Source organism: Bradyrhizobium sp. Ce-3, assembly GCF_022835695.1.
GTDB lineage: Bacteria > Pseudomonadota > Alphaproteobacteria > Rhizobiales > Xanthobacteraceae > Bradyrhizobium.
In genome coordinates, this window is record NZ_BQUV01000001.1 from 24,522 (window position 1) to 44,888 (window position 20,367).

At 66.0% G+C, this 20,367-nt stretch carries 28 protein-coding genes; 14 read left to right on the forward strand and 14 right to left on the reverse strand.

The window, feature by feature from the left end; genetic code table 11:
• Position 1: 1 nt before the first annotated feature.
• From pdxY to BRSPCE3_RS00150, 7 genes are all read left to right on the forward strand, one after another.
• The gene (gene pdxY, locus BRSPCE3_RS00120; RefSeq protein WP_244063315.1) at positions 2-874 is read left to right on the forward strand and encodes a pyridoxal kinase PdxY; all 873 of its coding nucleotides are present in this window, start codon (positions 2-4) and stop codon (positions 872-874) included.
• Between the two features lie 17 nt (positions 875-891).
• On the forward strand, positions 892-1,518 hold the full coding sequence (locus BRSPCE3_RS00125) for a LysE family translocator (protein WP_244063317.1): 627 nt from the start codon (positions 892-894) through the stop codon (positions 1,516-1,518).
• 29 nt (positions 1,519-1,547) lie between these two features.
• The gene (locus BRSPCE3_RS00130) at positions 1,548-2,543 is read left to right on the forward strand and encodes a M23 family metallopeptidase (protein WP_244063319.1); all 996 of its coding nucleotides are present in this window, start codon (positions 1,548-1,550) and stop codon (positions 2,541-2,543) included.
• Positions 2,544-2,549: 6 nt separating this feature from the next.
• A complete protein-coding gene (locus BRSPCE3_RS00135; protein WP_244063320.1) occupies positions 2,550-2,894 on the forward strand; it encodes a tRNA-binding protein in 345 nt (114 codons plus the stop codon).
• A 139-nt stretch (positions 2,895-3,033) separates the two neighbouring features.
• Positions 3,034-3,264 carry a DUF6894 family protein gene (locus tag BRSPCE3_RS00140; protein ID WP_244063322.1) on the forward strand — a complete coding sequence of 77 codons (231 nt, stop codon included), beginning with the start codon at positions 3,034-3,036 and terminating at the stop codon, positions 3,262-3,264.
• Positions 3,265-3,273: 9 nt separating this feature from the next.
• Positions 3,274-3,447, forward strand: a complete 174-nt coding sequence (locus BRSPCE3_RS00145) for a hypothetical protein (RefSeq protein ID WP_244063324.1) — start codon at positions 3,274-3,276, stop codon at positions 3,445-3,447.
• A gap of 322 nt (positions 3,448-3,769) precedes the next feature.
• A complete protein-coding gene (locus BRSPCE3_RS00150; RefSeq protein ID WP_244063326.1) occupies positions 3,770-4,006 on the forward strand; it encodes a hypothetical protein in 237 nt (78 codons plus the stop codon).
• A gap of 113 nt (positions 4,007-4,119) precedes the next feature.
• Here BRSPCE3_RS00150 and BRSPCE3_RS00155 read toward each other — a convergent pair whose 3' ends face one another.
• Entirely contained in the window at positions 4,120-4,641 is a 522-nt protein-coding gene (locus BRSPCE3_RS00155; RefSeq protein ID WP_244063327.1) for a DUF1993 family protein, read from the reverse strand.
• A gap of 150 nt (positions 4,642-4,791) precedes the next feature.
• Positions 4,792-4,977, reverse strand: a complete 186-nt coding sequence (locus BRSPCE3_RS00160; protein WP_244063329.1) for a hypothetical protein — start codon at positions 4,975-4,977, stop codon at positions 4,792-4,794.
• Between the two features lie 175 nt (positions 4,978-5,152).
• On the opposite strand from BRSPCE3_RS00160, the gene BRSPCE3_RS00165 reads away from it, so the two are divergent.
• Positions 5,153-5,881 carry a bifunctional 2-polyprenyl-6-hydroxyphenol methylase/3-demethylubiquinol 3-O-methyltransferase UbiG gene (locus BRSPCE3_RS00165; RefSeq protein ID WP_244063331.1) on the forward strand — a complete coding sequence of 243 codons (729 nt, stop codon included), beginning with the start codon at positions 5,153-5,155 and terminating at the stop codon, positions 5,879-5,881.
• A gap of 2 nt (positions 5,882-5,883) precedes the next feature.
• Here BRSPCE3_RS00165 and BRSPCE3_RS00170 read toward each other — a convergent pair whose 3' ends face one another.
• Both BRSPCE3_RS00170 and BRSPCE3_RS00175 read right to left on the reverse strand, forming a co-directional pair.
• Entirely contained in the window at positions 5,884-6,063 is a 180-nt protein-coding gene (locus BRSPCE3_RS00170; RefSeq protein WP_092113623.1) for a hypothetical protein, read from the reverse strand.
• Positions 6,064-6,504: 441 nt separating this feature from the next.
• Entirely contained in the window at positions 6,505-7,086 is a 582-nt protein-coding gene (locus BRSPCE3_RS00175) for a septal ring lytic transglycosylase RlpA family protein (RefSeq protein ID WP_244063333.1), read from the reverse strand.
• Between the two features lie 391 nt (positions 7,087-7,477).
• Between BRSPCE3_RS00175 and BRSPCE3_RS00180 the strand changes: the two genes are divergently transcribed.
• Complete coding sequence (locus BRSPCE3_RS00180; RefSeq protein WP_244063334.1) at positions 7,478-8,554, forward strand: hypothetical protein; 1,077 nt, start codon at positions 7,478-7,480, stop codon at positions 8,552-8,554.
• Positions 8,555-8,630: 76 nt separating this feature from the next.
• Here BRSPCE3_RS00180 and BRSPCE3_RS00185 read toward each other — a convergent pair whose 3' ends face one another.
• Complete coding sequence (locus tag BRSPCE3_RS00185; RefSeq protein ID WP_244063336.1) at positions 8,631-9,260, reverse strand: L,D-transpeptidase; 630 nt, start codon at positions 9,258-9,260, stop codon at positions 8,631-8,633.
• A 176-nt stretch (positions 9,261-9,436) separates the two neighbouring features.
• Here BRSPCE3_RS00185 and BRSPCE3_RS00190 point away from each other — a divergent pair, with 176 nt between their 5' ends.
• Positions 9,437-9,817 (forward strand): hypothetical protein, encoded by a 381-nt coding sequence (locus tag BRSPCE3_RS00190; protein ID WP_244063338.1) that lies wholly within the window; start codon positions 9,437-9,439, stop codon positions 9,815-9,817.
• Positions 9,818-9,830: 13 nt separating this feature from the next.
• Here BRSPCE3_RS00190 and BRSPCE3_RS00195 read toward each other — a convergent pair whose 3' ends face one another.
• A complete protein-coding gene (locus BRSPCE3_RS00195; protein ID WP_244063340.1) occupies positions 9,831-10,613 on the reverse strand; it encodes an SDR family NAD(P)-dependent oxidoreductase in 783 nt (260 codons plus the stop codon).
• A gap of 48 nt (positions 10,614-10,661) precedes the next feature.
• The gene (locus BRSPCE3_RS00200; protein ID WP_244063341.1) at positions 10,662-11,252 is read right to left on the reverse strand and encodes an NADPH-dependent FMN reductase; all 591 of its coding nucleotides are present in this window, start codon (positions 11,250-11,252) and stop codon (positions 10,662-10,664) included.
• A gap of 177 nt (positions 11,253-11,429) precedes the next feature.
• Here BRSPCE3_RS00200 and BRSPCE3_RS00205 point away from each other — a divergent pair, with 177 nt between their 5' ends.
• Together BRSPCE3_RS00205 and BRSPCE3_RS00210 are read left to right on the forward strand one after the other, a co-directional pair.
• Entirely contained in the window at positions 11,430-11,681 is a 252-nt protein-coding gene (locus tag BRSPCE3_RS00205; RefSeq protein ID WP_244063343.1) for a hypothetical protein, read from the forward strand.
• Positions 11,682-11,839: 158 nt separating this feature from the next.
• Positions 11,840-13,921: a methyl-accepting chemotaxis protein gene (locus BRSPCE3_RS00210; protein ID WP_244063345.1), complete on the forward strand. Its 2,082-nt coding sequence runs from the start codon at positions 11,840-11,842 to the stop codon at positions 13,919-13,921.
• Here BRSPCE3_RS00210 and BRSPCE3_RS00215 read toward each other — a convergent pair whose 3' ends face one another.
• Positions 13,922-14,776 carry a LysR family transcriptional regulator gene (locus tag BRSPCE3_RS00215; protein ID WP_244063348.1) on the reverse strand — a complete coding sequence of 285 codons (855 nt, stop codon included), beginning with the start codon at positions 14,774-14,776 and terminating at the stop codon, positions 13,922-13,924.
• 97 nt (positions 14,777-14,873) lie between these two features.
• Here BRSPCE3_RS00215 and BRSPCE3_RS00220 point away from each other — a divergent pair, with 97 nt between their 5' ends.
• The gene (locus BRSPCE3_RS00220; protein WP_244063350.1) at positions 14,874-15,875 is read left to right on the forward strand and encodes a zinc-dependent alcohol dehydrogenase family protein; all 1,002 of its coding nucleotides are present in this window, start codon (positions 14,874-14,876) and stop codon (positions 15,873-15,875) included.
• A gap of 15 nt (positions 15,876-15,890) precedes the next feature.
• Here the strand turns inward: BRSPCE3_RS00220 and BRSPCE3_RS00225 are convergent, their stop codons facing one another.
• The 4 genes from BRSPCE3_RS00225 to BRSPCE3_RS00240 all read right to left on the reverse strand — a co-directional run bounded on the left by BRSPCE3_RS00225 (position 15,891) and on the right by BRSPCE3_RS00240 (position 18,550).
• Complete coding sequence (locus tag BRSPCE3_RS00225; RefSeq protein WP_244063352.1) at positions 15,891-17,054, reverse strand: acyl-CoA dehydrogenase family protein; 1,164 nt, start codon at positions 17,052-17,054, stop codon at positions 15,891-15,893.
• A 139-nt stretch (positions 17,055-17,193) separates the two neighbouring features.
• The gene (locus BRSPCE3_RS00230; protein WP_244063354.1) at positions 17,194-17,400 is read right to left on the reverse strand and encodes a hypothetical protein; all 207 of its coding nucleotides are present in this window, start codon (positions 17,398-17,400) and stop codon (positions 17,194-17,196) included.
• 82 nt (positions 17,401-17,482) lie between these two features.
• Positions 17,483-17,854 (reverse strand): S9 family peptidase, encoded by a 372-nt coding sequence (locus BRSPCE3_RS00235; RefSeq protein WP_244063356.1) that lies wholly within the window; start codon positions 17,852-17,854, stop codon positions 17,483-17,485.
• A gap of 18 nt (positions 17,855-17,872) precedes the next feature.
• Positions 17,873-18,550, reverse strand: coding sequence for a nitroreductase (locus BRSPCE3_RS00240; protein ID WP_244063357.1), 678 nt, complete (start codon positions 18,548-18,550; stop codon positions 17,873-17,875).
• Between the two features lie 150 nt (positions 18,551-18,700).
• Between BRSPCE3_RS00240 and BRSPCE3_RS00245 the strand changes: the two genes are divergently transcribed.
• Positions 18,701-18,949 (forward strand): hypothetical protein, encoded by a 249-nt coding sequence (locus BRSPCE3_RS00245; protein WP_244063359.1) that lies wholly within the window; start codon positions 18,701-18,703, stop codon positions 18,947-18,949.
• 128 nt (positions 18,950-19,077) lie between these two features.
• Here BRSPCE3_RS00245 and BRSPCE3_RS00250 read toward each other — a convergent pair whose 3' ends face one another.
• Positions 19,078-19,323, reverse strand: a complete 246-nt coding sequence (locus BRSPCE3_RS00250; protein WP_244063361.1) for a PilZ domain-containing protein — start codon at positions 19,321-19,323, stop codon at positions 19,078-19,080.
• 70 nt (positions 19,324-19,393) lie between these two features.
• Positions 19,394-20,365 (reverse strand): AraC family transcriptional regulator, encoded by a 972-nt coding sequence (locus BRSPCE3_RS00255; protein ID WP_244063364.1) that lies wholly within the window; start codon positions 20,363-20,365, stop codon positions 19,394-19,396.
• Positions 20,366-20,367 lie beyond the last annotated feature (2 nt).

Here is a 20,367-nt window from a genome sequence, read left to right on the forward strand (position 1 = left end):
CATGACCGTCATCTCGATCCAGTCACAGGTCGCCTGGGGCCATGTCGGCAACAGCGCCGCCAGCTTTCCGATCCAGCTGCACGGCATCGACGTCGTCGCCGTGCCGACCACGCTGCTCAGCAATCGGCCGGGCTATCCAACCATCCGCGGACGGGTGCTCGACGTGCAGCTGGTCGCCGATTTGTTGCGCGGCATCGAGGAGCGCGGCGCAGTCGCAGCCGCGCAGATGATCCTGTCGGGCTATCTCGGCTCCGCCGACATCGCCATCGATGTCGCCGATTTCGTTGCCCGCGCGAAAGCCGAAAACCCGGCCTTGCTCTATTGCTGCGATCCCGTGCTCGGCGACCGCGACCGCGGCATGTTCGTGCGATCGGACATCCCGCCGCTGGTGCGCGATCAGCTCTGCCCGCTGGCCGACATCATCACGCCCAATCATTTCGAGTTCGAATTCCTCTGCGGCGCGCGCGTGACGACGATCGATGCCGTCATTGCCCAGGCGAGCGCGCTGATGGCGCGGGGACCGGCGACGATCGTCGTCACCAGCGCCGAGCTGGCCGGCACGCCCGGCGGTGAGATCGAAACGCTGGCGGTCGAACGCCATGAATCGGGGGGCACCCGCGCCTGGCGCGTGCGCGCCCCGAGGGTGCCGATCAGCCCGTCCGGCACCGGCGATCTGTTCGCGGCCCTGTTCGTCGCTGGCCGCGTCCGTGGCCTGGCGACGCCGGACGCGCTCAGCCACGCCGCGTCAGCGATCCATGGCGTGCTGGAGCGCACGGCGCAGAGAGGAACCGAAGAAATGCGGATTGTCGAAAGCGCCGAGGTGATGCTTGATCCGAAGCCGCGTTTCGCGGCCGTTGCGATCGCTGCATCCTGACATTTGGGAATAGTGCCATGATCGACATCACCACCCTCCTCACCTACGCTGTCGTCGTGCTCGGCCTGTTCCTGATCCCGGGTCCCGCGGTGCTGCTGGTGCTCGCACGTTCCGTCACCGGCGGTCCGCGCGTCGGCGTCGCGACCGGGTTCGGCATCGCGCTCGGCGACCTCGTCCACACCGCAATGGCGACGTTCGGCCTGTCGGCCGTGCTGATGACCTCGGCGCTCGCGTTCTCGATCGTCAAATATGCCGGCGTGATCTACCTGATCGTGCTCGGCGTCCGCGCGCTGTTCGAGAAGAACGACGACCTGCATCTTCCCACCGCGCAGCCGGTCGATCCGCGGCGCGCGTTTCGGCAGGCGATCTGGGCGGAGATGCTCAATCCGAAGACCGCGCTGTTCTTCCTCGCCTTCCTGCCGCAGTTCGTCCATCCCGGCCACGGCTCGGCCGTCGCGCAGTTCGCGACCCTCGGCCTGATCTTCGTCGTGATGAGCGCAACCTACACCTCGCTGCTCGCGCTCGCTGCGGGTCAGATCAGCCCGTGGATCAGGCGGCATCGCCGCATCGGGCAGTGGCAGGGCCGCGTGGTCGGCACGATCTATATCGCGCTCGGCATCCGCCTCGCATTCCAGGAGCGCTGAGCCGCACGGGACCTGACAGGGGGCGTGACATGATCGGGGCTGGGCTGAAGACACCTATCACGGCCATCATCATCGCCGGGCTTGCGGCGCTGGTCGCCGTCCCCGCGCTGGCCTTCGACTACGCCCGCTACAAGGACGCCGATCTCGACGACATGCTGGCGCAACCGCGGCCCAAGACCGGCATGGACCTCGGTGGCGCGAAGCCGTACCGGCTCGAGGTCACGCTGGTCTCCTATGAAGAGACCTGCGCGGTCCAGTTGGTCCCGGCAAGCATGCGGATGCTGGGGTTCACGCAGGACCAGATCGACGGCGTCCAGGCCTCGCGCTGCATCAAGGTCCGGTCGGCGAAGGGCAAGGAAGCGCTTGTCTACATCCAGGACGTCGTGCGCGCTTTCCTGCCGCGTGAAGTCCCGCTCGGCAACAGCCTGACACTGTTTGTCATCCAGCTGTTCACCAACCCGCAAGGCCCCGGCTTGCTGGTCAATGAATTCCAGACTCCCAAGGCTGCGCCCGCCGCGGCGGCGGCCAATGGAGCGACGAATCCGCCCTGCGGGTGCGGCACGGCGGAGTTTCATCCCGGCGTCGACATGACGTCGGACAAGGAAGGCGCGCCGGTCACCGCGATGGACGACGGGGTCGTGATCCGGGTCGAGCAGGATGACCAGGCCGCGGTCGATGCCTTCAACATCGGGCGCTGCGGGCGTTATGTCGTGGTCAAGCACGTCTATCCCAATGGGCACGTCGTCTTCACCCGCTATGCCCAGCTCGGCCGCATCGTCGGTGCCGACGGCCGGCCGGTCGCGGTGGGCGCGAAGTTCAGGAAGCAGGACAAGATCGGCGAGATCGGCCCGCGCAAGGTGCTCCATTTCGAGATTCGCGCTGCCGTCATCGGCGCTCTCAAGACGGATGCGGCGTGGCAGGCACGCTACGGCAGCGACCCGTCGATGGACTGGTCCCGCTACGATCCCGTCAATCCCCAGACCTTCGATGCGGACATGTTCGCCGGCCGCCCGCGCAAACCGTGAGGATCGATGTCTCCGCTCAAGCCGCAAGCCAGCTACGACGACTTCGCCCGCCTCGACATCAGGATCGGCAAGGTCGTCGAGGTGCAGCCGTTTCCGCGCGCCCGCAATCCCTCCTACAAGGTCGGCGTCGATGTCGGCGCCGGGCGGATCATGTGGTCGAGCGCGCAGATCACGAATTATGAGCCGGCGGCGCTGATCGGCTCGCTGGTCGTGTGCATCTGCAATTTTGGGCCGAAGAACATCGCCGGTTTCACCTCGGAACTCTTGATCCTCGGGGCCAAGAACGCCGACGGAAGGGTGATCCTGCTCGGCCCGCGCAGCGCTGTTGCGATCGGCGAGCCGATTTTCTGACACCGCAGGGATCACGGCCGCGTGATTCAAATCGTCTGGAATCCCCGTAGTTTACCGATGGGGGATCACCCGGATTCTCGGAAGCTTCGCGCACTGCTATTGCAACGCGCGAGAATCGCTTCGGCATGGGAATCGGAAGATGTCTGCAGTTTTCTTTCACTGCTCCGACGACAAGCACGTCATCCTGGATCGTATCGGCGCCGCGATGGACCTATCGGAGGCGCGGGTGCACGCGGAGCAGCTGGCCCGCAGCTTTGTCATGACCCCGAGCGTGGAAGACTGGCGCAACTGGGCGGTCCACGTCACCGACGACATCGGGACGGAGATCTTCGAGCTGCCGTTCACCGCCATCCTCGGCGAGTTGCACTGAGGGCTCGCCATGAATGCGATGGAACTTGCACTGCAGCCCTTGCGGCGCCGCCTCGCCCGCCTCGTCATGCGCTGCGTCGCGTTGATCGATGGCATCGTCAATCCGTACCGCCCCGAACTGTATTACATGCGCGGGCCCGGCCCGAAGTGCCGCGCCAGAAGGCAAGCCGCGCTGCGCGATTAGCTCAGGGGACGAGAAAAGGCCGGCGGGCGTTACGCCACCGGCCTTCTCCTGCAGCTGCCGGTTCCCGGAGTCCGGTTCCGCCGCGATTCCACTTAGGCTCAAGCTTGCGACGACTATTTTAATCAAATCTTAACGGCACCGCAGTGAGCTAGATCCAAGACTCGTTCGCCGTGCCGCGCACCGCGTGCTGCATCGTTCATCGTACGTGATCCGCTTGCACATCGTTTTTGCGCCGATCGCTCGCCGATTGTGCGCGATGCATCTTAGGGAACGCGCGACTCAGTGTTACCCTGTGGTGCAAACCGAAACGGAGAACTTCGGAATGCCGTACTACACCTTCGATCTCGTGGTGGGGGACGAGTTCCGCAATCAAGGAACGATCATCCTCGAAAACATCAGCCTCGCATCCGATCGCGCCGATCAGCTCGCCAACGAGCTGTCGCAGGTCAAACCGGAGCTGAAAGCGCGCGGCTGCGCCGTGCGCGTCACCGACATCGACCGGCGCGAGCTCTACCGCACGCCGCTCGATCCGGTGCCGCAGTGGCGCCGGGCGGGCTAGCGCCCGCAGGCGCCGGACTCTTCTGACCGCGCTCGTTCAGCGCGCGGTCCTGGTCTTGCTGCGCAGCGCGGCTGATGTTGCCGCGTGTGCAGGATCAGTCGGCATGTGCTCGATCATTTCTTCAGATTCAACCGGCCGATGAAGTCACGTTTGCCGAGCGGCGCTCCCTTGTGACGGAGGATGTCGTAGGCGGTGGTCGAGTGGAAGAAGAAGTTCGGCAGCGAGAACGACATCAGGAATCCCTCGGCCGTGAACGGCATCGACCGCTCTCCGACCTTGAACGTCACTTCGCGCCCGAGCAACGCATTCACGGCGTCCGGCGTCAGGGCCGCCAATTCGCTGTGCGCGTCGTTCACAAGTGCCTGCAATGCGGCAAAGTCCAGATCGGGCTTGCCGGACGGCGGGACGAACACGCCGTTCTTCGCGGCCTCCATTGCGCCGCGGGAGTGATGCGCGAGCGAGACCACCTGAAAGCGGAACGGCAACATGTCCGGAAACAGCCGGGTCTCGACGATCTCGGCCGGATCGATGCCGTTCGCCTTGAAATGCGCAAGGCTCTTGTCGAGAAAGCCCGAGGCAGCGCCGAGGATCTGCAGATAGTTGGCAACGGTCGCGTCATAGAGTGAAAAGGTCATGGCGAATTCCCCCAAATAGAATTTGTCTGCTGCTTGCGGGAACAGAGTTCCCGGAATTTCCGGAGAAGGCAAGCAGCACCGGGAATTCGCAAGTCGGATGCTCCAGCGCGCAGCGCCGGATCATCCGATCAGGTGTCGCAGCTTCCGCCGTCAGCTCTGGTGCGGTCCGCGCATCATCTTCAGCGCGTCCTCGATATGACGCCAGTCGCGCGCATCGTCGGTCTCGCCCTTGGCCTCGCAGGCCACGGCGTTCTGCGCGGCCTGGGCGATCGCCTCGGGGCCGTGCTTCAGCAGCATCTGCCGCGCGATGGTGTGGATCTGCATCTCGCCTATCATGGGCGCTCTCCTCGGCTGTCGATTGCTGACATCAAAAACCGCCGAACGCCGTATCTGGTTCCAGCAGCTTAGCCGATCGCAACACAATCAGCGGTTCCCACACGCCGCGGCGGCCGTTACAGAGAAACGACTTCCGTTGCTTCCCGGGTTGCCGCAGCCATAGCCCAGAAGATTCATGGCCCAGAACATCTATGACGATCCCGGCTTCTTCGCCGGCTACAGCCAGCTGCCGCGGCAGGTCCGCGGGCTGCTCGGCGCGCCGGAATGGCCGGCGATCCGCGCCATGCTGCCCGATATCGCCGGCAAGCGCGTGGTCGATCTCGGCTGCGGCTTCGGCTGGGTGTCGCGCTGGATGCGCGAGCAAGGCGCCGCCGACGTGCTCGGCATCGACCTCTCCGAGAACATGATCGCCCGCGCGAAGGCCATGACGCAGGATCCGGCGATCGCCTACGAGATCGCCGACCTCGAAACGCTGGAGCTGCCGAAGGCGACGTTCGATCTCGCCTACAGCGCCCTCACCTTCCACTATATCAGGGACTTCGATCGGCTGGCGCGGATGCTGTACCGCACGCTGGTCGCCGAGGGGCATCTGGTGTTCACCATCGAGCATCCGATCTACATGGCCGCGAGCCATCCCGGCTGGGGACAGGACCAGGACGGCCGCAAGACCTGGCCGGTCAACCGCTACTTCATCGAAGGCGAACGCAGGACGGATTGGTATGTGAAGGGCGTGCTGAAATATCACCGCACCGTCGGCACCACGCTCAACGCGCTGATCGGTGCCGGCTTCACGCTGCGCCATGTCGAGGAGTTCTCGCCGACACGGGAGCAGATCAAGGCGATGCCTGAGCTCGCCGACGAGCTTGAACGGCCGATGATGCTGCTGGTGTCAGCGCAGCGCTAGCATCACGCCGCGAGCAGCTTGTCGAATTCCTCGGGCGGGTATGATTTTCCGTCCTTGTCGGTGATCACCACCTGCCACCCTTCGCTCGCCCAGACCTTGGCCTTGGCGATGATGATGAAGGTGCTCTCCCGCTCGATCCTGACCGTTTCGTTCTCGCGTTCTGCGATCATCTTGTAGGCCAATGCTTGTCCCTCGCCGACATCATCCGTCCGGCGGTGTGTTGGCAGCGGCTTTGGGCCGCAATTCGCTGGGAGTGTGACAATTTGGTGGAAGCGCGCCGCAAGATATGGCGGAGCGCAATTTGCGGTGGCGGCTACGCCGGTCTTCGCATCGTGGTCGGCATATCCGGCACGGAAGCGCTGACATTGATGTTGCGCGCACCTGACGAACCCATGCCTACCAAACAAAAACCCCGCCTTGGTGGGACGCCAAGGCGGGGAAGGTTCATTGGGCGGAAATCCACGCGCCTGGAAAAGCAATGCGCGGGAAGTAGCGGCACCAATTCTATTTGGACCGATGGTTCGGACAACAGGATTAAAGCGCGCGCGAGGCCGGGACTTTTTCCCGATTGCGCCGGCAAAAAATCCCGGCCTCAGCTAGAGCCTTGGCTTGAGCGACGCCGTTTACTGCACGACGTCGAGCCGGACATTGGCAACGCCCTTGCCGATCATGCCGAGCGACTGCGCCGCGGAGTACGAGACGTCGACGATACGCCCGGGCACGTAGGGTCCGCGGTCGTTGACGCGCACGGTGACCGAGCGGCCGCTCTTGACGTCGGTGACGCGCAGCCTGGTGCCGAACGGCAAGGTCGGATGCGCGGCCGTCAGTTCGCGCCCGTCGAATTTCTCGCCGCTCGCGGTGGGCTGTGCCTCGCTGTAGAAGCTTGCCACGCCTTGCGACGCGATCTTGGTATCGCCGGCCTTGCGCGCGGCATAAGGCCGGTGCGAACGCGCCGTTGCGACGCGCGTGCGCGACGCAGACGACGCAGCCCGTGTCGGTTCGATCGAGACCGGCCGGCTGGCGAGTGCCTGCGATCGCTGGCTGACGACCGAGGTCTGCGCGCAGGCCGCAAGCGACGCCGCGCCGATCACGACGGCGAGCAGTTGAAGCGGCTTTCGAGCATGCGAAAACAGGATCGGAGGCGCAGCGCCGCGCGCGCTGCGTTTGACGCCGACGTACGAGATGACTGCATCGTCGCGTGACATGTTGCACCCCCAACTTGCGCCCCAGCCCAAGCCGAAAATCCAACAGCTGCCTATCACCCGAATCCAATCGGGGCGGAACGGAGGCGGAATGCGGCGGGAGGCAACCCGCACGATGCGATTCCCCCTTGGGTGTGGTGGATGCGCCACACAACCCGGCAGCGGGACGCTGGAGCCGGGCTCAGCGCTTGGACTTGAGCTTGGGCCGCGGCCGGCATGCCGATGGCGGCGTCAGCCCGGCAGCGGTTCCCGAAACTCCCCAACCTCTCCACCCTCTCGCCTTGCTTTGGTCAAACCGGACTGGAGTCGTGGGGCCCGGGCCAGGGGTCGAAACAGAGCGAGGATTCGCCGGCCGCCATTTGCGGTTGACCTTGGACTGAAACGGGGACCGCCAATGCAATCGACACTGAAAGACGCAGATCCGCACGACATTTTCGCGATCGAGCCCAGCTTCGCTCCGGCGCGCCCGGACAATGTCGCCGCCGTCCCGGCAGCCGCCGGCAAGACAGCGCCCGCGCAGCGCGAGCCCTATTTCGGCCCGAGCCTCGCGCCCTCGTCCACGCCATCGATTGCGGCCGCCGCGCCGGCCGCCTCGGTGCCACCGGTGACGCCGATGCCGGTGCCTCCGGCCGCGCCCGAGTACAGCGCGCCAAGCCATGACGGCCGACTGGACGACATCAGACTGGACCGCGCACCGCGCCCGACCAACAAATGGGCGATCCGCGCCTTCTGGTTCCTGTTCGCGATCGCCGGCGCCATGGGCACCGCGGCGTGGCAGCACTACGGCCATCGCGTCAAGCAGGTGGTCACCGAGTACGTGCCTCAGGTCGAGGCCCTGACGTCGCTACTGCCGGGCAAGAGCACCGCCGCGCCCGATCAGGCGAGCCAGCCCGCAGCGCAAGCCGCGGCCGCCGATCAGCCGGCCGACACCGCTCCGGCCGCGGCGCCACAGGACGTTGCGACAGCCCTGCCTGCTCCTGCCGCAGCAGCGGCGGCCCCGGCAGCCGCCGCGGCGCCGGTTGCGCCCACGGCGCCGGCCGCAGCCGTGCCCGACCAAGCGCAGTTGCTGCAGTCGATGGCGCGCGACATCGCGTCGATGGGGCAGCAGATCGAGCAGCTCAAGACCAGCATCGATCAGCTGAAGGCAAGCCAGGACCAGATGGCGCAGCGGGTCGCAAGGACGACCGAGCCCCGGGCCGTCGAACCGCGACCGGTAGCGCCGCGCCCGCGCGCTGCGATCGCACCGCCGCCGGCGGCGCCGCATGTGGCCGTCGCTCCACCGCCGGTGCGCCGACCGGCGCAGGCCTACATTCCGCCGCCTCCGCCGGCATCGGCAGCGCCGCTGCCGACCCCGGCAGTCGCCCCCCAATCGGCCGTGACACCGCGACCTGTGCAACCGCAACAACAGTCCAGTGTTGTTGACGCGGATGACGGCGGTCCGGTGGTTCGGCCGCCGATGCCGCTGCGCTGAAGTCAGCGCTGACCAACGATCAAAAAAACGGCCGATCGCGACAACGCGATCGGCCGTTTTTCATGCGGTGAGCGAATTACGCGCTCTGTCCCGGCGGCAGCACGACCACGGTCGCACCCGGCTTGACGTGCTGGTAGAGGTCGATGACGTCGGCGTTGTTCATGCGGATACAGCCCGACGAGATCGCCTGCCCGATATATTCGGGCTGGTTGGTGCCGTGGATGCGGTACAGCGTGTCCTTGTTGCCCTGGTAGAGATAGATGCCGCGGGCACCGAGCGGATTGGCCGGTCCACCGGCGACACGCTTCGGATACGGCCCGAGCCGCTCCTGGATATCCTGGGTCGGAACCCAATCGGGCCACTCCGCCAGACGGCCGACCGTGGCCACGCCGGAGAAAGCCATCGCCTCCTCGCCGACGGCGACGCCGTAGCGGATCGCCTTGCCGCCGGGCAGCACGTAATAGAGGTAGCGCGCGTCGGTATCGACCAGGATCGACCCGGGCTGTTCCTTGCGCCGGTAATCGACGATGTGGCGCTGGAACTGATCCGGGATCTTGGCGTCCGCATAGGGCGGATGCGCCAGCAATTGCCGATCGCGCGGCGTCATCGCGGCATCCGTCACCGGCGACAGCGTCGCCTGCATGCAGCCGCCAAGTGCAAGCGAACCCACCAGCACCGCAGCAAGCCCCAACTTCGACACGATCATTCTCCCCTGCGTCAACTTGTGGCACTTGCTGCCGAAATCGTGCTGAAATCGTGGCAGCCCCAGCTGGAACACGGCCGTTTGATCGGTTCCTTCAGCAAGTGTGTCCTTACGGTTGCAGTCGGTTCCCGCGGACGCTAGCCTTGCGTCAAAATGTCTAAAACACCGGGAGGAATTCGATGCGTTACGCTCTGCTGATCGGCGGCCTGATTGTCGCAGCAACCCCTGCCCACGCCGATCCGCGCGCGGCCTATGTCACGATGGTGCTGCAAGCCTATGCCGCCAAGGTCGAGTGCCCCGGCACCGATCTCGTCTACCAGGACCTCGTTGCGCGTGCGCAGGACATGCACCTGCCCGACGGCACCACCGAGCAGGTGCGCAAGGCGATCGCCTTCATGCACACCGGCGGCAAGATGGGCGAGAAGCAGGCCGACGACCTGATGACCGAAGTCGCGATCGCAACCCAGACCACCGACCTCGACCAGCGCCGCGCCGGCAGCATGACGACCTGGTGCCAGGACCAGAAGACGCGGCTCGCGGGCTACATCAGGACGAAGTAACAGCCTTCAATTCTCAATCGAGCTCCGGCGGCGCGAACCAGTTGGTCAGCGACAGCCCGCCGTCGACCACGATCGACGCGCCGGTGACGTAGCCAGAGAGCTTGTGCGACAGCACGGCGAGCGCCATCGGCGCAAGATCGTCCGCTTGACCAAGTCGGCCAAGCGGGATGTGCCTTGCCAGCGCGGGATCGGCGACGAAGCCGCCGGCCGCGATCGCGCCGGGCACCAGGGCATTGACGCGGATGCCATAGCGGCCCCAGCTCTTGGCCAGCTCCTTCACCAGCATCGCCATGCCGGCCTTCGCCGTCGAGTAGTGCGGCAGGTTGCGCGGCGTGCCGGCATGCAGCGAGGTGAGCAGCAGGAACGAGCCCGGTGCTTTCGCCGCAATCAGCCTGCGCGCCAGTTCGCGCGACAAATGAAAGCCGGCATCTAGATTGACCGCGTGCATCTGCCGCCAGGTGTCGTCGTCGACCGCCATGGCGTGATCGGCCTCGCGCCGTGGTGGCGACGCGCTATGGACGAAGTGCGTCACCTGCCCGAGCGTCGATTGCGCATGCGCCAGCAGGGCGTCACACGCCTCGCGCTGCGCGAGATCGCCAACCCAGGCGACCGCGAGTTCGGGACGCGGCGCGGCCTTGATCGCAGCCAGAACCCTGTCCTCATGCAGATCGGCGAACACGGTGCGGACGCCCTCGCCGACCAGCGCCTGCGCGATCGCGCGGCCGATGCCGTTGCCGGCGCCGGTCACCAGAGCCGTCTCGCGTGCGGGATCGAAGGGCGATGTGAAGAGGTTCATGATCGCGAAACTCCCGGACTTGCCGATTTGCGCTCAGCAAGGTTGCGCTCAGTAAGGCGGCGCCTTGCGCGCGCGCTGTGCCTTGGCGGCTTCGATCCACCAGCTGAAATCGTCGGCAAAACGTGGAAAGGCGCGTTCGAGCGACTTGCCGCCCTCGCCGATCGGCTTGCCTTCGGCCGACAGGGTCTGCGCGATCGGCCCCGCGCTGATCGTGCTCGACACCACCACCATGCCCATCTCCGACAGCGTGCCGTGCCAGGCGGTCGCGGCGCGCGCACCGGCGAACCGCCCGGCCGAATAGCTTGCGATCGCCGCGGGGCGCCAGAACCATTCCTCGAGGAAATGGTCGGTCAGGTTCTTCAAGCCGGGCTGGATGCCCCAATTGTACTCGCCGGTGACGAACAGGAAGCCGTCGGCGTCGCGGATCTTGCCGGCGAGCGTCTCGAGCACGGCCGGCGCCTGCCCCTTGGGATGCTCCTTGTACATCCGGTCGAGCATCGGCAGACCGACCTCCCTGGCATCGATCAACTCGACGTCGTCGCCGCGCGCGCGAAAGCCGTCGATGACGAAGTGGGCCAGCCGGATGCCCATGCGATCCGAACGATAGGAGCCGTAGAGAACGAGAATGCGGTGGGTCATGGGGCGATCCTAGCACGGCACTGCAACAGTCGTCCCGCGACCGGGAACGCAGATGTTAACCGGCGGTCCGGCCTGTTTTCCCGGCACTAAGCAATTGGTCGCAGGCGCGGTGCCGTGGCCCAAAATCGCCAGATTTGTTTTCTGGATATGGATTTGCTTCGAGAGGGAGAACCCGACATGCAGATCGCAAAGCTGGTTTTCGCAGGCTCGCTCGCAGCCATCGCCGCCGTGGCCACGCCGGCGCTGGCGAAGAGCGCCGAGCGGCAAAAGGCCGACGAGAAATCCACTGCCACAACCAATTCGACGAACTGCCAGGCCTATCAGCAGGCTGCCGATGGCACCTGGAACCAGCTTCCCTGCGACGAAGCGGGCTCCAATGGCGCGACCCAGCACCGCGCCGCGACCAAGGGCGCCGACGACGAGCACTGACCGTCGTCACACGTCCGGTGTCGTCCTGGCGAAAGCAGGGACGACGATCGGGATGCGAGGCCGGTCTACACAGGGCTCCCGCATCGTAAACCCAAGCTTAATGCGCACCCGGTACGGTTGAGGCCTCTCCCTCTCCCGTCAAGAATGGCGCGCATCCCATGAAAATCGGTACTCTCCTGACGACCGCGATCGTCTCACTGTCCGCGGTCGGCGGCGGCCTGGCAGCCTATGTCGCGGTGACGAAGTACCAGACCATGGACAAGGTCTCGACTGCGCAGAGCCGGCTCGAGATCGTCCGCGCCGTCGGCGACATCCCGCGCTACATGAACCCCGAGCGCGGCTACGCCACCAACCTGCTGCTTGGCGGACCCACGATCGATCAGAAGCAGATCGCCGAGCTCGACCGTCAGCGTCAGCTGACCGACGGCGCGCTCGCCAAGGTCAACCAGGTGCGCGCGACCCTGCCGGGATCGCTCGACGACGGCGAAGCCGTCGCGCGCGAGATCGATGCGCTGAAGGCCAAGTTTGGCGGGCTGCGCGACGCCATTGCGGCCGCAATTGCCGGGCCGGCCGATGCGCGTCGCGCGGCCGCCGGCAAGATCGTTGCCGACAATTCCGTGTTCAACGCCGGGGTCACCACGCTGCTCGACGAGCAGGTGCGCCGCCTCGCCGGCCTCGATGGCAATGCCTATCGCCAGGCCAGCTATGCCAACGTCGCCTGGACGCTGCGCGACATCGGCGGCCTCAATGCAAGCCTGCACAAGGCGCTGGTCGGCGCCAAGCGCGTCGCGACCGATCAGGAGAAGATGGAGCTCTATCGCTCGACCGGCCGCACCGACCAGATCCTCTCGACCTTGCAGGAGCTGCGCAACAACCCGGCAACGCCTGTCAACGTCATGACCGCGCTCGGCAAGATGCAGGCCGACTATGTCGAGCGGTTCGGCAAGGCGCTGAAATTCGCCAAGGAAGGCGCCGTAACCGGCAAGTATGAGCAGGATCTCGACACCTACTATCCGGAGTCCCAGGTCGGCCTTGCCGCCATCATCACCGTGCGCGACGCGTTCTACGAGAATGCCGAGCAAGGCCTCGCGAGCGCCTATTCGTCGGCGCGCCTCAGCTTCATGATCGCGCTGATCGGGCTGCTTGCGGTCATTGCCGCCAGCGCCGGACTCATCGTCGTGGTCCGCCGCCGCATCCTCAGCCCGATCGCCGCCCTCACCGGCCGGATGTCGCGGCTCGCCGCGGGCGAAGTGGCCGAGGCGATCCCGGGCGCCGCGCGCAACGACGAGATCGGCGCGATGGCCGCCGCCGTCCAGGTGTTCAAGGACAACAAGATCGAAGCCGATCGCCTCGCGACCGAGAAGGAAGCCGAGAACGACGTCAAGATGCGCCGCGCCCGCGTGCTCGACGATCTGACTCGCGCCTTCGAAGCCAAGGTGACCGAACTGGTCGGCGGCTTGTCGGCGGCGTCCTCGGTGATGGAAGACACGGCGCAGTCGATGTCGTCCACCGCCACTGCCACCAACCGTCAGGCCGCGGTCGTTGCCGCCGCCTCCGATCAGACCTCGACCAACGTTCAGACCGTCGCCAGCGCGACCGAGGAACTGACCTCCTCGATCGCCGAGATCGCCCGTCAGGTCGCGACCTCGACCGAGATCGCCGCGCGCGCCGTCGACCACGCCCGGCGCACCGGCGACACTGCGCGCTCGCTGGCCGAGGGCGCCCAGAAGATCGGTGATGTCGTGACGCTGATCCAGAGCATCGCGGCCCAGACCAATTTGCTGGCGCTCAACGCCACCATCGAGGCGGCCCGCGCCGGCGAGGCCGGTCGCGGCTTTGCCGTCGTCGCCTCGGAGGTGAAGTCCTTGGCCGGTCAGACCGCGAAGGCGACCACGGAGATTTCCGAGCAGATCACCGCGATCCAGACCGCGAGCGACGAGACCGTGACGGCGATCCGCAGCGTCGTCGACGTCATCACCGAGATCGACCAGATCGGTACCGCGATTGCGGCAGCGATCGAGGAACAGGGCTCGGCGACCAAGGAGATCTCGCGCAGCGTCCAGGAAGCCGCGCGCGGCACCCAGGAGGTCAATTCCAACATCTCCGGCGTGCAGCGCGCCGCCGACGATACCGGCGCCGCGGCAACCCAGGTGCTGGGCGCGGCCGAGCAGCTCTCGACCCAGTCGAAGGACCTCGCCGGCCAGGTCAACCGCTTCCTGTCAGACGTGCGGGCGGCGTAGCTAGTTGGCGAGCCGCTCGATCAGGAGATCAAGCAGCGCACGCAGGCGCACAAGCCGCTTCAGATCGCGATGATAGCCGACAAAGGTGTCTCGCCCCGGAGGGGGCGTGCCGAGATCGATCAGGCGCAATCCGGTCATTGAGTCCGCCAGCGGACGCGGCAACACAGCGATGCCGGCGCCTTCCGCACACATCCGTGCTTGCACCTCACGATTGTTGCTGCGGGAGACAATGTGGGCGTTCGGCATCATCTTCTTCAGCCAGACCGCATCGGGCATGCCGCCGAAGGCGGTATCCATCGTGATCAGCGGCGTGCCGCGCCCGTCACCCGGCCTCGGCGCGAACGAGCTGTCGGCTCGCACGTAGACTCCGTATGCTATGTGCATCAGCCGCCGCGAGATCACCTCCGCCTCGTCGAACGGCGTGATGCGGAATGCGATGTCGGCCTCGCGGCGCGGCAGGCTGTACAGCCGCGCATCCGTCAGCAGTTCGACCACCACGCGCGGCTGAAGCCTGGCGAATTCGGCGAGCACCGGCGTCAAGAGATGCGCGCCGAACCAGTCCGACGACGAAATCCGTAACAGACCATCAAGCTGCCGATCCTGTCCCACGACCTCGCGCGCGAGAGCATCGGCCTCCTCCTCCATGCGTTCGGCATGCGCGAGCACGCTGGCGCCTTCGTCGGTCAGCACGAAGCCGTCCGCGGTGCGCTGAAAGAGCGTCTGGCCGAGCGCGCGCTCGAGCTCACGGAGTCGTCGCCCCATCGTCGGCTGGCTCTGCCCGAGCTTGCGGGCCGCCGCACCAAGGGTCCCTTCCCGGGCTACGGCAAGGAAGACCCGGAGGTCGCTCCATTCCATTAGCAGGTCCATTCAATAATGAATGGAAAAGCTACAATATCATTGGTTTCCAAACAACTCTGACTCCACCAGATTGGGCGCAGCCAAGGAGTTCGACATGACCGATCAATCTTCGATGCGCGCCGCGATACTCGACGCCCCCAACACGCCCTTTCGCCCGACCGACATTGCGCGGCCGCAGGCGGGACCCGGTCAGGTGCTGGTCCGCATCACCGCCAGCGGTGTGAACCCGCTCGACCTCAAGATTGCGGCAGGTCAGGCGGCGCATGCCCGGCAACCGTTGCCTGCGATCCTCGGGATCGATCTCAGCGGCGTCGTCGAGGCCGTCGGCCCAGGTGTCACAGGCTTCCGCAGAGGTGACGAGGTCTATGGCATGACCGGCGGCGTCGGCGGGCTCCAGGGCTCGGTCGCCGACTATGCGGCCGTGGATGCCGACCTGCTGGCGCCGAAGCCTTCGAATCTCACCATGCGCGAAGCCGCAGCGCTGCCGCTGATCTTCATCACCGCGTGGGAAGGTCTGGTCGATCGCGCGCATGTCGCCACCGGCCAGAAGGTCCTGATCCATGGCGGAGCCGGTGGTGTCGGCCATATCGCAATCCAGATTGCGCGAGCCTTCGGCGCCGACGTCTATGCGACCGGCTCGGCGAACAGCGTTTCCCTCATCGAACGTCTCGGTGCGACGCCGATCGACTACACCAGCACGACCGTCGAAGAATATGTCGCCCGCCACACGCAGGGCCGCGGCTTCGACATCGTGTTCGACACCGTCGGCGGCGCGACGCTCGACGCTTCCTTCAACGCGGTGCGCCGCTTCGGCCATGTCGTCAGCGCGCTCGGCTGGGGAACGCACGCGCTGGCGCCGCTGTCGTTTCGCGCCGCAAGCTATTCCGGCGTGTTCACGCTGCTGCCGTTGCTGACTGGCGAAGGCCGCGCGCATCACGGCAAGATCCTGCGCGAGGCGACCCGGCTGGTCGAAAACGGCAAGGTCGCGCCCCGCCTCGATCCGCGTCATTTCACGCTGGCGACGATCGCCGAGGCGCACGCCGCAATCCGGGACAAGACCGCGGCCGGCAAGGTGGTGGTGGATATCACGGCCTAGGCCGCCGCGAACCGTCTAACCGCCGCGCAGGCCGAGCACGCGGCGGGCGATCGCCTGGCGATGGACCTCGCTCGGGCCTTCATAGACCCGCATCAGGCGGGCCTTCTGCCAGAGCGCGTTGAGCGGCAATTCCAGCGTCACGCCGAGCGCGCCGAGCGTCTGCATGGCGTGGTCGCAGGCGTTATAGGCCATCTCGGTCGCGAACACCTTGATCATCGAGGCCTCGTGGCGGATGTCCTCGCCGCGGTCGGTCTTGTCGGCGGCCTCGCGCACCATGAGCCGGCAGGCATGCATGCGGGTGGAGATGTCGGCGATCCACCACTGGATCGCCTGGCGCTCGGCGAGCTTGACGCCGAAGGTCTCGCGCTGCTTGGCGTGCTCGCACATCATGTCGAGCGCGCGCTTGGTGATGCCGACACAGGTCGATCCCATCTCGAGCCGGCGCGTGCGCAGGCGCAGCTGCATCGGCGCGTAGCCCTTGCCGACCTCGCCCAGCACCGAGTCCTTCGGGACGCGGCAGTCCTCGAACACGATCTCGTAGGTCGAGCCGCCGCCGACCATCGGAATCTCGCGCTCGATGATGAAGCCCGGCGTGCCCTTCTCGACGATGAAGGAGGTGATGCCGCCCTGGCGCTGGTCGTTGCCGACGCGCGCCATCACGATGATGAAGTCGGCGGCGCGCGCATTGCTGATCCAGATCTTGCGGCCGTTCAGCACCCATTGCTCGCCGTCGAGCACCGCGCGCGTCTTCATGGCCGCGGGATCGCCGCCGGCGCCGGGCTCGGAGATCGCGATTGCCGATGCCATCCGGCCCTCGATATAGGGCTGCAGGTATTTCTTCTTCTGCGCGTCGGTGCCGACCGCCTGCAGCATGCGCAGGTTCGGCGAGTCCGGCGGCAACACGAACGGCACGCAGCTGCGGCCGAGCTCTTCGTGCACCGCCGCCATCGTCCGCGTCGGCAGATCGTGGCCGCCGAGATCCTCAGGCGCATCGAGGCCCCAGAGGCCGAGCTCCTTCGAGACGTCGCGCAGCCGCTTGCGCTGTTCCGGCGTCAGCTCGGGATGGTCGCTGCCGGGCAATTTCGATTTCAGATATTGCGGCTCGAGCGGGATGAGTTCGCGATCGACGAATCTCGCGACGGTCTCGCGGATCATGGCTGTCTGTTCATCATCGCTCATCGGAGATTCCTCGCCTGTGCTGTTTCGCTTCACAAAACCAGTAGCGCATTTTTTGTCGGCAGGAATAGCGGAAACGCGCACGCGCGCTCACCGTCGCGCGAGGGTTTCATGATGCGGAATTCAATATCCCGCGGCGCGGTCAGCGCGTGCGCAGTTGCGCCGGACGTGGCGGCGCGTCGAGCAGACGGTCGCGCTGCACGAGGTTGTTGGCCGCAAGGAAGCGGTCGACGATCGGTGCCCAGATCGCTGTTCCGTTCTCGTTGAACAGCATGTGACCGTCGCTGCCGAATGCAGGCGTGCGAACCAGCGAGAGCTTGCCGCCGGCTTTCACAAATGCATCCGACAACCGCGCCACGAGTTTCGGACCAAAGAAGTGATCGTTGTCGGCGGAGACCCACAGCAGCGGGATGCGCGAGGATTTGCCGAACTCATTGCCCGTAGGCTTCGGCCCATCCGCCCTGCGAGGCGCCGTAGCCGCGGCGCAGGACGGCGACCGCGACCCAGCCGCGCCGGGCGAACTCCGTGGCCTGCGCCCACATCCCGTAGGGGCTCATCGACGGACGGTCGCTCGCCGATCGCGGCGAACCGTGATTGAGCAGGACCAGCGGATGCGGCTGGCCGTCATCGGGCCGCAGCACGATGGCGTCGAGCAGCGCGATCGGCGGCCCTCCCGCTTCGGCATTCGGCACCGGGATCTTGAGCGGATCGAGGCGGATGCCCTCCGCGCGCGCCGGGCCGAAGGCCAGGATGAAGACGACCAGGGCGAGGACCACCGCCCCGATGCTTTGGCGGGTGGACACGGCTCGGATCATGCTGCGCTACTCGGCAAAGCCGACGTAGCGGACAAAGTCGGTGTTGGCCTCGCGGTCGGAGCGCACCGCATTGGCGGCGAAGCCGTCGTCGGGATAGCCCATCGCGACGCAGGTCATGATCACCTCGTCTTCCGGGATATCGGCGACCTCGCGCACGATGTCGGAACGCATGATGCCCTGGCCGTTGATGACGCTGCCAAGGCCGCGATCCCACGCCGCCAGCACGATGCCGTAGCAGAGCGCGCCGAGATCGAAATGACAGACCGCGCCGGGATCGAGGATGCGGTCGTAGGTCAGGACCAGCGACACCGGAGCATCGAACTGGCGGAAGCCGCGCAGCACCCAGTCCTGCCGCATCGGCTTGTCGTCGCGGGCGATCCCCATCGCGCCGAACAGCTTCTTGGCGATGTCGACCTGGCGGCCGCGGTGCACGCCCTGGTATTCGCCATGGCTGACGATATCGCGCTTGGCCTTGGCGCCGGCGAGCATCTCTTCCATGTTGCGGCGGCGCACTTCCTCCAGCGGCGCCCCGGTCAGGACGTGGACGTGCCAGGGCTGGGTGTTCATCGACGACGGCGCGCGCTTGGCGACCTCGATGATCTCCTCGACGGTCGCCCGTGACACCGGCTGCTGCTTGAACCCGCGCACGCTTTTGCGTGTCTGTACCAGCGTCTCGAAATCCATTCCGCATTTCCCCCGTTTTGTTCCGCGCTGCACACGGAATTTTCTCACGTCTATCCGGGCATTTTATAGACAAAATCGGCCGTGGGAACTTGATCGGGCCAAGAATCCGATATCCAATCCGGCCACTGGTTTGGTTTAGGGAGAACCCAGATGAAGCGGATTTTCTTGGCGGCCGTGATCGCGACCTTTGCCGCCGGTTCGGCATTTGCTCAGGACGCCTCCTGCGAGACGAAGGCGGTCGGCAAGGATGGCAAGGCACTGGCCGGCGCGGCCAAGACCTCGTTCATGAAGAAGTGCACGATGGATAGCTGCGAGACCAAGGCGGTGGGCTCCGACGGCAAGAAGCTCGCCGGCGCGGCCAAAACCTCGTTCATGAAGAAGTGCCAGAGCGGCGCCTGAGCCGCTTCGCCCGCGCTTTCTCAGCGCTCATCGGGGTAACTTCGGTCGGGACAAACCATCGGGTCGCGCAGGGCGCGGCCCGAACGGCTATTGGCCGGTGGAGCGCGCCCCTGACCGGCGGCGCGCGCTCAGAACGAGACGCCGACCCGGACGCCCCTGCTCCAGACCCGCCGGACACGCTTCCTCGTATTGCCATGAAACATCTCGAAGCGTTCCGGCAGCTGGATCGGCTTGGCAAATTCCAGGCAGGCCCCGCCGGCGGAATAATCCACCAGGCGGCATTCGATCAGCGGCGCCTTCGGTTCGAGCTGCAGCTTGACCACACTGGATACGCATCCTGACGGACGAACACGCGCAAATCTCCGGGGATGCATCAGGCCGCCTCTGGTGGAATCGTACCAACAGATTCCCCGGCGGCCGTTAAGATTCCGTTCAGGTCTATTGTTACGAATCGTTTCTGTCGGCGGATGGATCGGGGCGCGCGACGCCCGGACGGCGCGAAGCCGCCAGCGTCTCGGACGGCGCCTCCCCGAACTGCGACCGGTAGCTCCGCGAAAAATCGCTGAGGTGCCAGAACCCATAGGCGAGCGCGCAGGCCTTGACGCTGGGAGCACCGGCGAGCAGTTGCTGGCGCACCAGCCAGAGCCGGCGCAGCCGCAGATAGCGATGCAGGCTGACGCCCCGGTAGCGCTGGATCGCATCGTGCAGCGTGCGCACCGACACGCCGATCTGCCTGGCCAGTTCGCCGCTGTAGATCGGGTGCGCCACGTCGCCGGCCAGAATGGCGCGGGCGTCGTTGAAGACCTTGAACTGGCGCGTGGTGTTGGCCCGCGTCGCCCACTTGGCCGCCACGATCTCGGCGAACGCATGGTCGATCGCCGCGAGCAGCGTCTCCTTGATCGACGCTCCGGTGGCGAACTCCGCGATCGTCGCCTGATCCGACGTGACGAGCAGAACCTGCCTCACCACGTCACGCAGCCGATCCTGCGCGCGTTGAGAAATCTCGTGAATGCTGAAATGCAGGCCGGGGTTCGGCCAGCCGCGGTCGACGATCTCGGGCGTGAACATCACCGAGACATATTGGCGGGGCGTCTCCTCCACGGACGTATAGAACGCGCCGCCGCCGCCAAGCACGATCACCGCACGATCGCGCTCGACGCCGTTGAACCGCATCGGAACGCCGTCATCCATCGTGAAGCCGACCGCGGTGGTATGCGGCGCAAGCTGCGCGTCGACGATCCGCGGAAAGGACTGCGTGTAGTTGAGCTCGCATCCCGGCAAACCCAGAATGACCTGCTCGGCCGAAATCTTCCGCGCAAGCGGCGTGAAATCAACATCCAGACTTCGGATCGAACTCCGGAATGCATCGACATCGTCAAAACGGAAGACTCTCGGCACCAGCAATGGCGCCGTCAAAT

Coding starts and splice junctions, on each gene's coding strand:
- pdxY (WP_244063315.1), top strand. CDS start 2: ATGACCGTCATCTCGATCCAGTCACAGGTCGCCTGGGGCCATGTCGGC.
- BRSPCE3_RS00125 (WP_244063317.1), top strand. CDS start 892: ATGATCGACATCACCACCCTCCTCACCTACGCTGTCGTCGTGCTCGGC.
- BRSPCE3_RS00130 (WP_244063319.1), top strand. CDS start 1,548: ATGATCGGGGCTGGGCTGAAGACACCTATCACGGCCATCATCATCGCC.
- BRSPCE3_RS00135 (WP_244063320.1), top strand. CDS start 2,550: ATGTCTCCGCTCAAGCCGCAAGCCAGCTACGACGACTTCGCCCGCCTC.
- BRSPCE3_RS00140 (WP_244063322.1), top strand. CDS start 3,034: ATGTCTGCAGTTTTCTTTCACTGCTCCGACGACAAGCACGTCATCCTG.
- BRSPCE3_RS00145 (WP_244063324.1), top strand. CDS start 3,274: ATGAATGCGATGGAACTTGCACTGCAGCCCTTGCGGCGCCGCCTCGCC.
- BRSPCE3_RS00150 (WP_244063326.1), top strand. CDS start 3,770: ATGCCGTACTACACCTTCGATCTCGTGGTGGGGGACGAGTTCCGCAAT.
- BRSPCE3_RS00155 (WP_244063327.1), bottom strand. CDS start 4,641: ATGACCTTTTCACTCTATGACGCGACCGTTGCCAACTATCTGCAGATC.
- BRSPCE3_RS00160 (WP_244063329.1), bottom strand. CDS start 4,977: ATGATAGGCGAGATGCAGATCCACACCATCGCGCGGCAGATGCTGCTG.
- BRSPCE3_RS00165 (WP_244063331.1), top strand. CDS start 5,153: ATGGCCCAGAACATCTATGACGATCCCGGCTTCTTCGCCGGCTACAGC.
- BRSPCE3_RS00175 (WP_244063333.1), bottom strand. CDS start 7,086: ATGTCACGCGACGATGCAGTCATCTCGTACGTCGGCGTCAAACGCAGC.
- BRSPCE3_RS00180 (WP_244063334.1), top strand. CDS start 7,478: ATGCAATCGACACTGAAAGACGCAGATCCGCACGACATTTTCGCGATC.
- BRSPCE3_RS00185 (WP_244063336.1), bottom strand. CDS start 9,260: ATGATCGTGTCGAAGTTGGGGCTTGCTGCGGTGCTGGTGGGTTCGCTT.
- BRSPCE3_RS00190 (WP_244063338.1), top strand. CDS start 9,437: ATGCGTTACGCTCTGCTGATCGGCGGCCTGATTGTCGCAGCAACCCCT.
- BRSPCE3_RS00195 (WP_244063340.1), bottom strand. CDS start 10,613: ATGAACCTCTTCACATCGCCCTTCGATCCCGCACGCGAGACGGCTCTG.
- BRSPCE3_RS00200 (WP_244063341.1), bottom strand. CDS start 11,252: ATGACCCACCGCATTCTCGTTCTCTACGGCTCCTATCGTTCGGATCGC.
- BRSPCE3_RS00205 (WP_244063343.1), top strand. CDS start 11,430: ATGCAGATCGCAAAGCTGGTTTTCGCAGGCTCGCTCGCAGCCATCGCC.
- BRSPCE3_RS00210 (WP_244063345.1), top strand. CDS start 11,840: ATGAAAATCGGTACTCTCCTGACGACCGCGATCGTCTCACTGTCCGCG.
- BRSPCE3_RS00215 (WP_244063348.1), bottom strand. CDS start 14,776: ATGGAATGGAGCGACCTCCGGGTCTTCCTTGCCGTAGCCCGGGAAGGG.
- BRSPCE3_RS00220 (WP_244063350.1), top strand. CDS start 14,874: ATGACCGATCAATCTTCGATGCGCGCCGCGATACTCGACGCCCCCAAC.
- BRSPCE3_RS00225 (WP_244063352.1), bottom strand. CDS start 17,054: ATGAGCGATGATGAACAGACAGCCATGATCCGCGAGACCGTCGCGAGA.
- BRSPCE3_RS00240 (WP_244063357.1), bottom strand. CDS start 18,550: ATGGATTTCGAGACGCTGGTACAGACACGCAAAAGCGTGCGCGGGTTC.
- BRSPCE3_RS00245 (WP_244063359.1), top strand. CDS start 18,701: ATGAAGCGGATTTTCTTGGCGGCCGTGATCGCGACCTTTGCCGCCGGT.
- BRSPCE3_RS00250 (WP_244063361.1), bottom strand. CDS start 19,323: ATGCATCCCCGGAGATTTGCGCGTGTTCGTCCGTCAGGATGCGTATCC.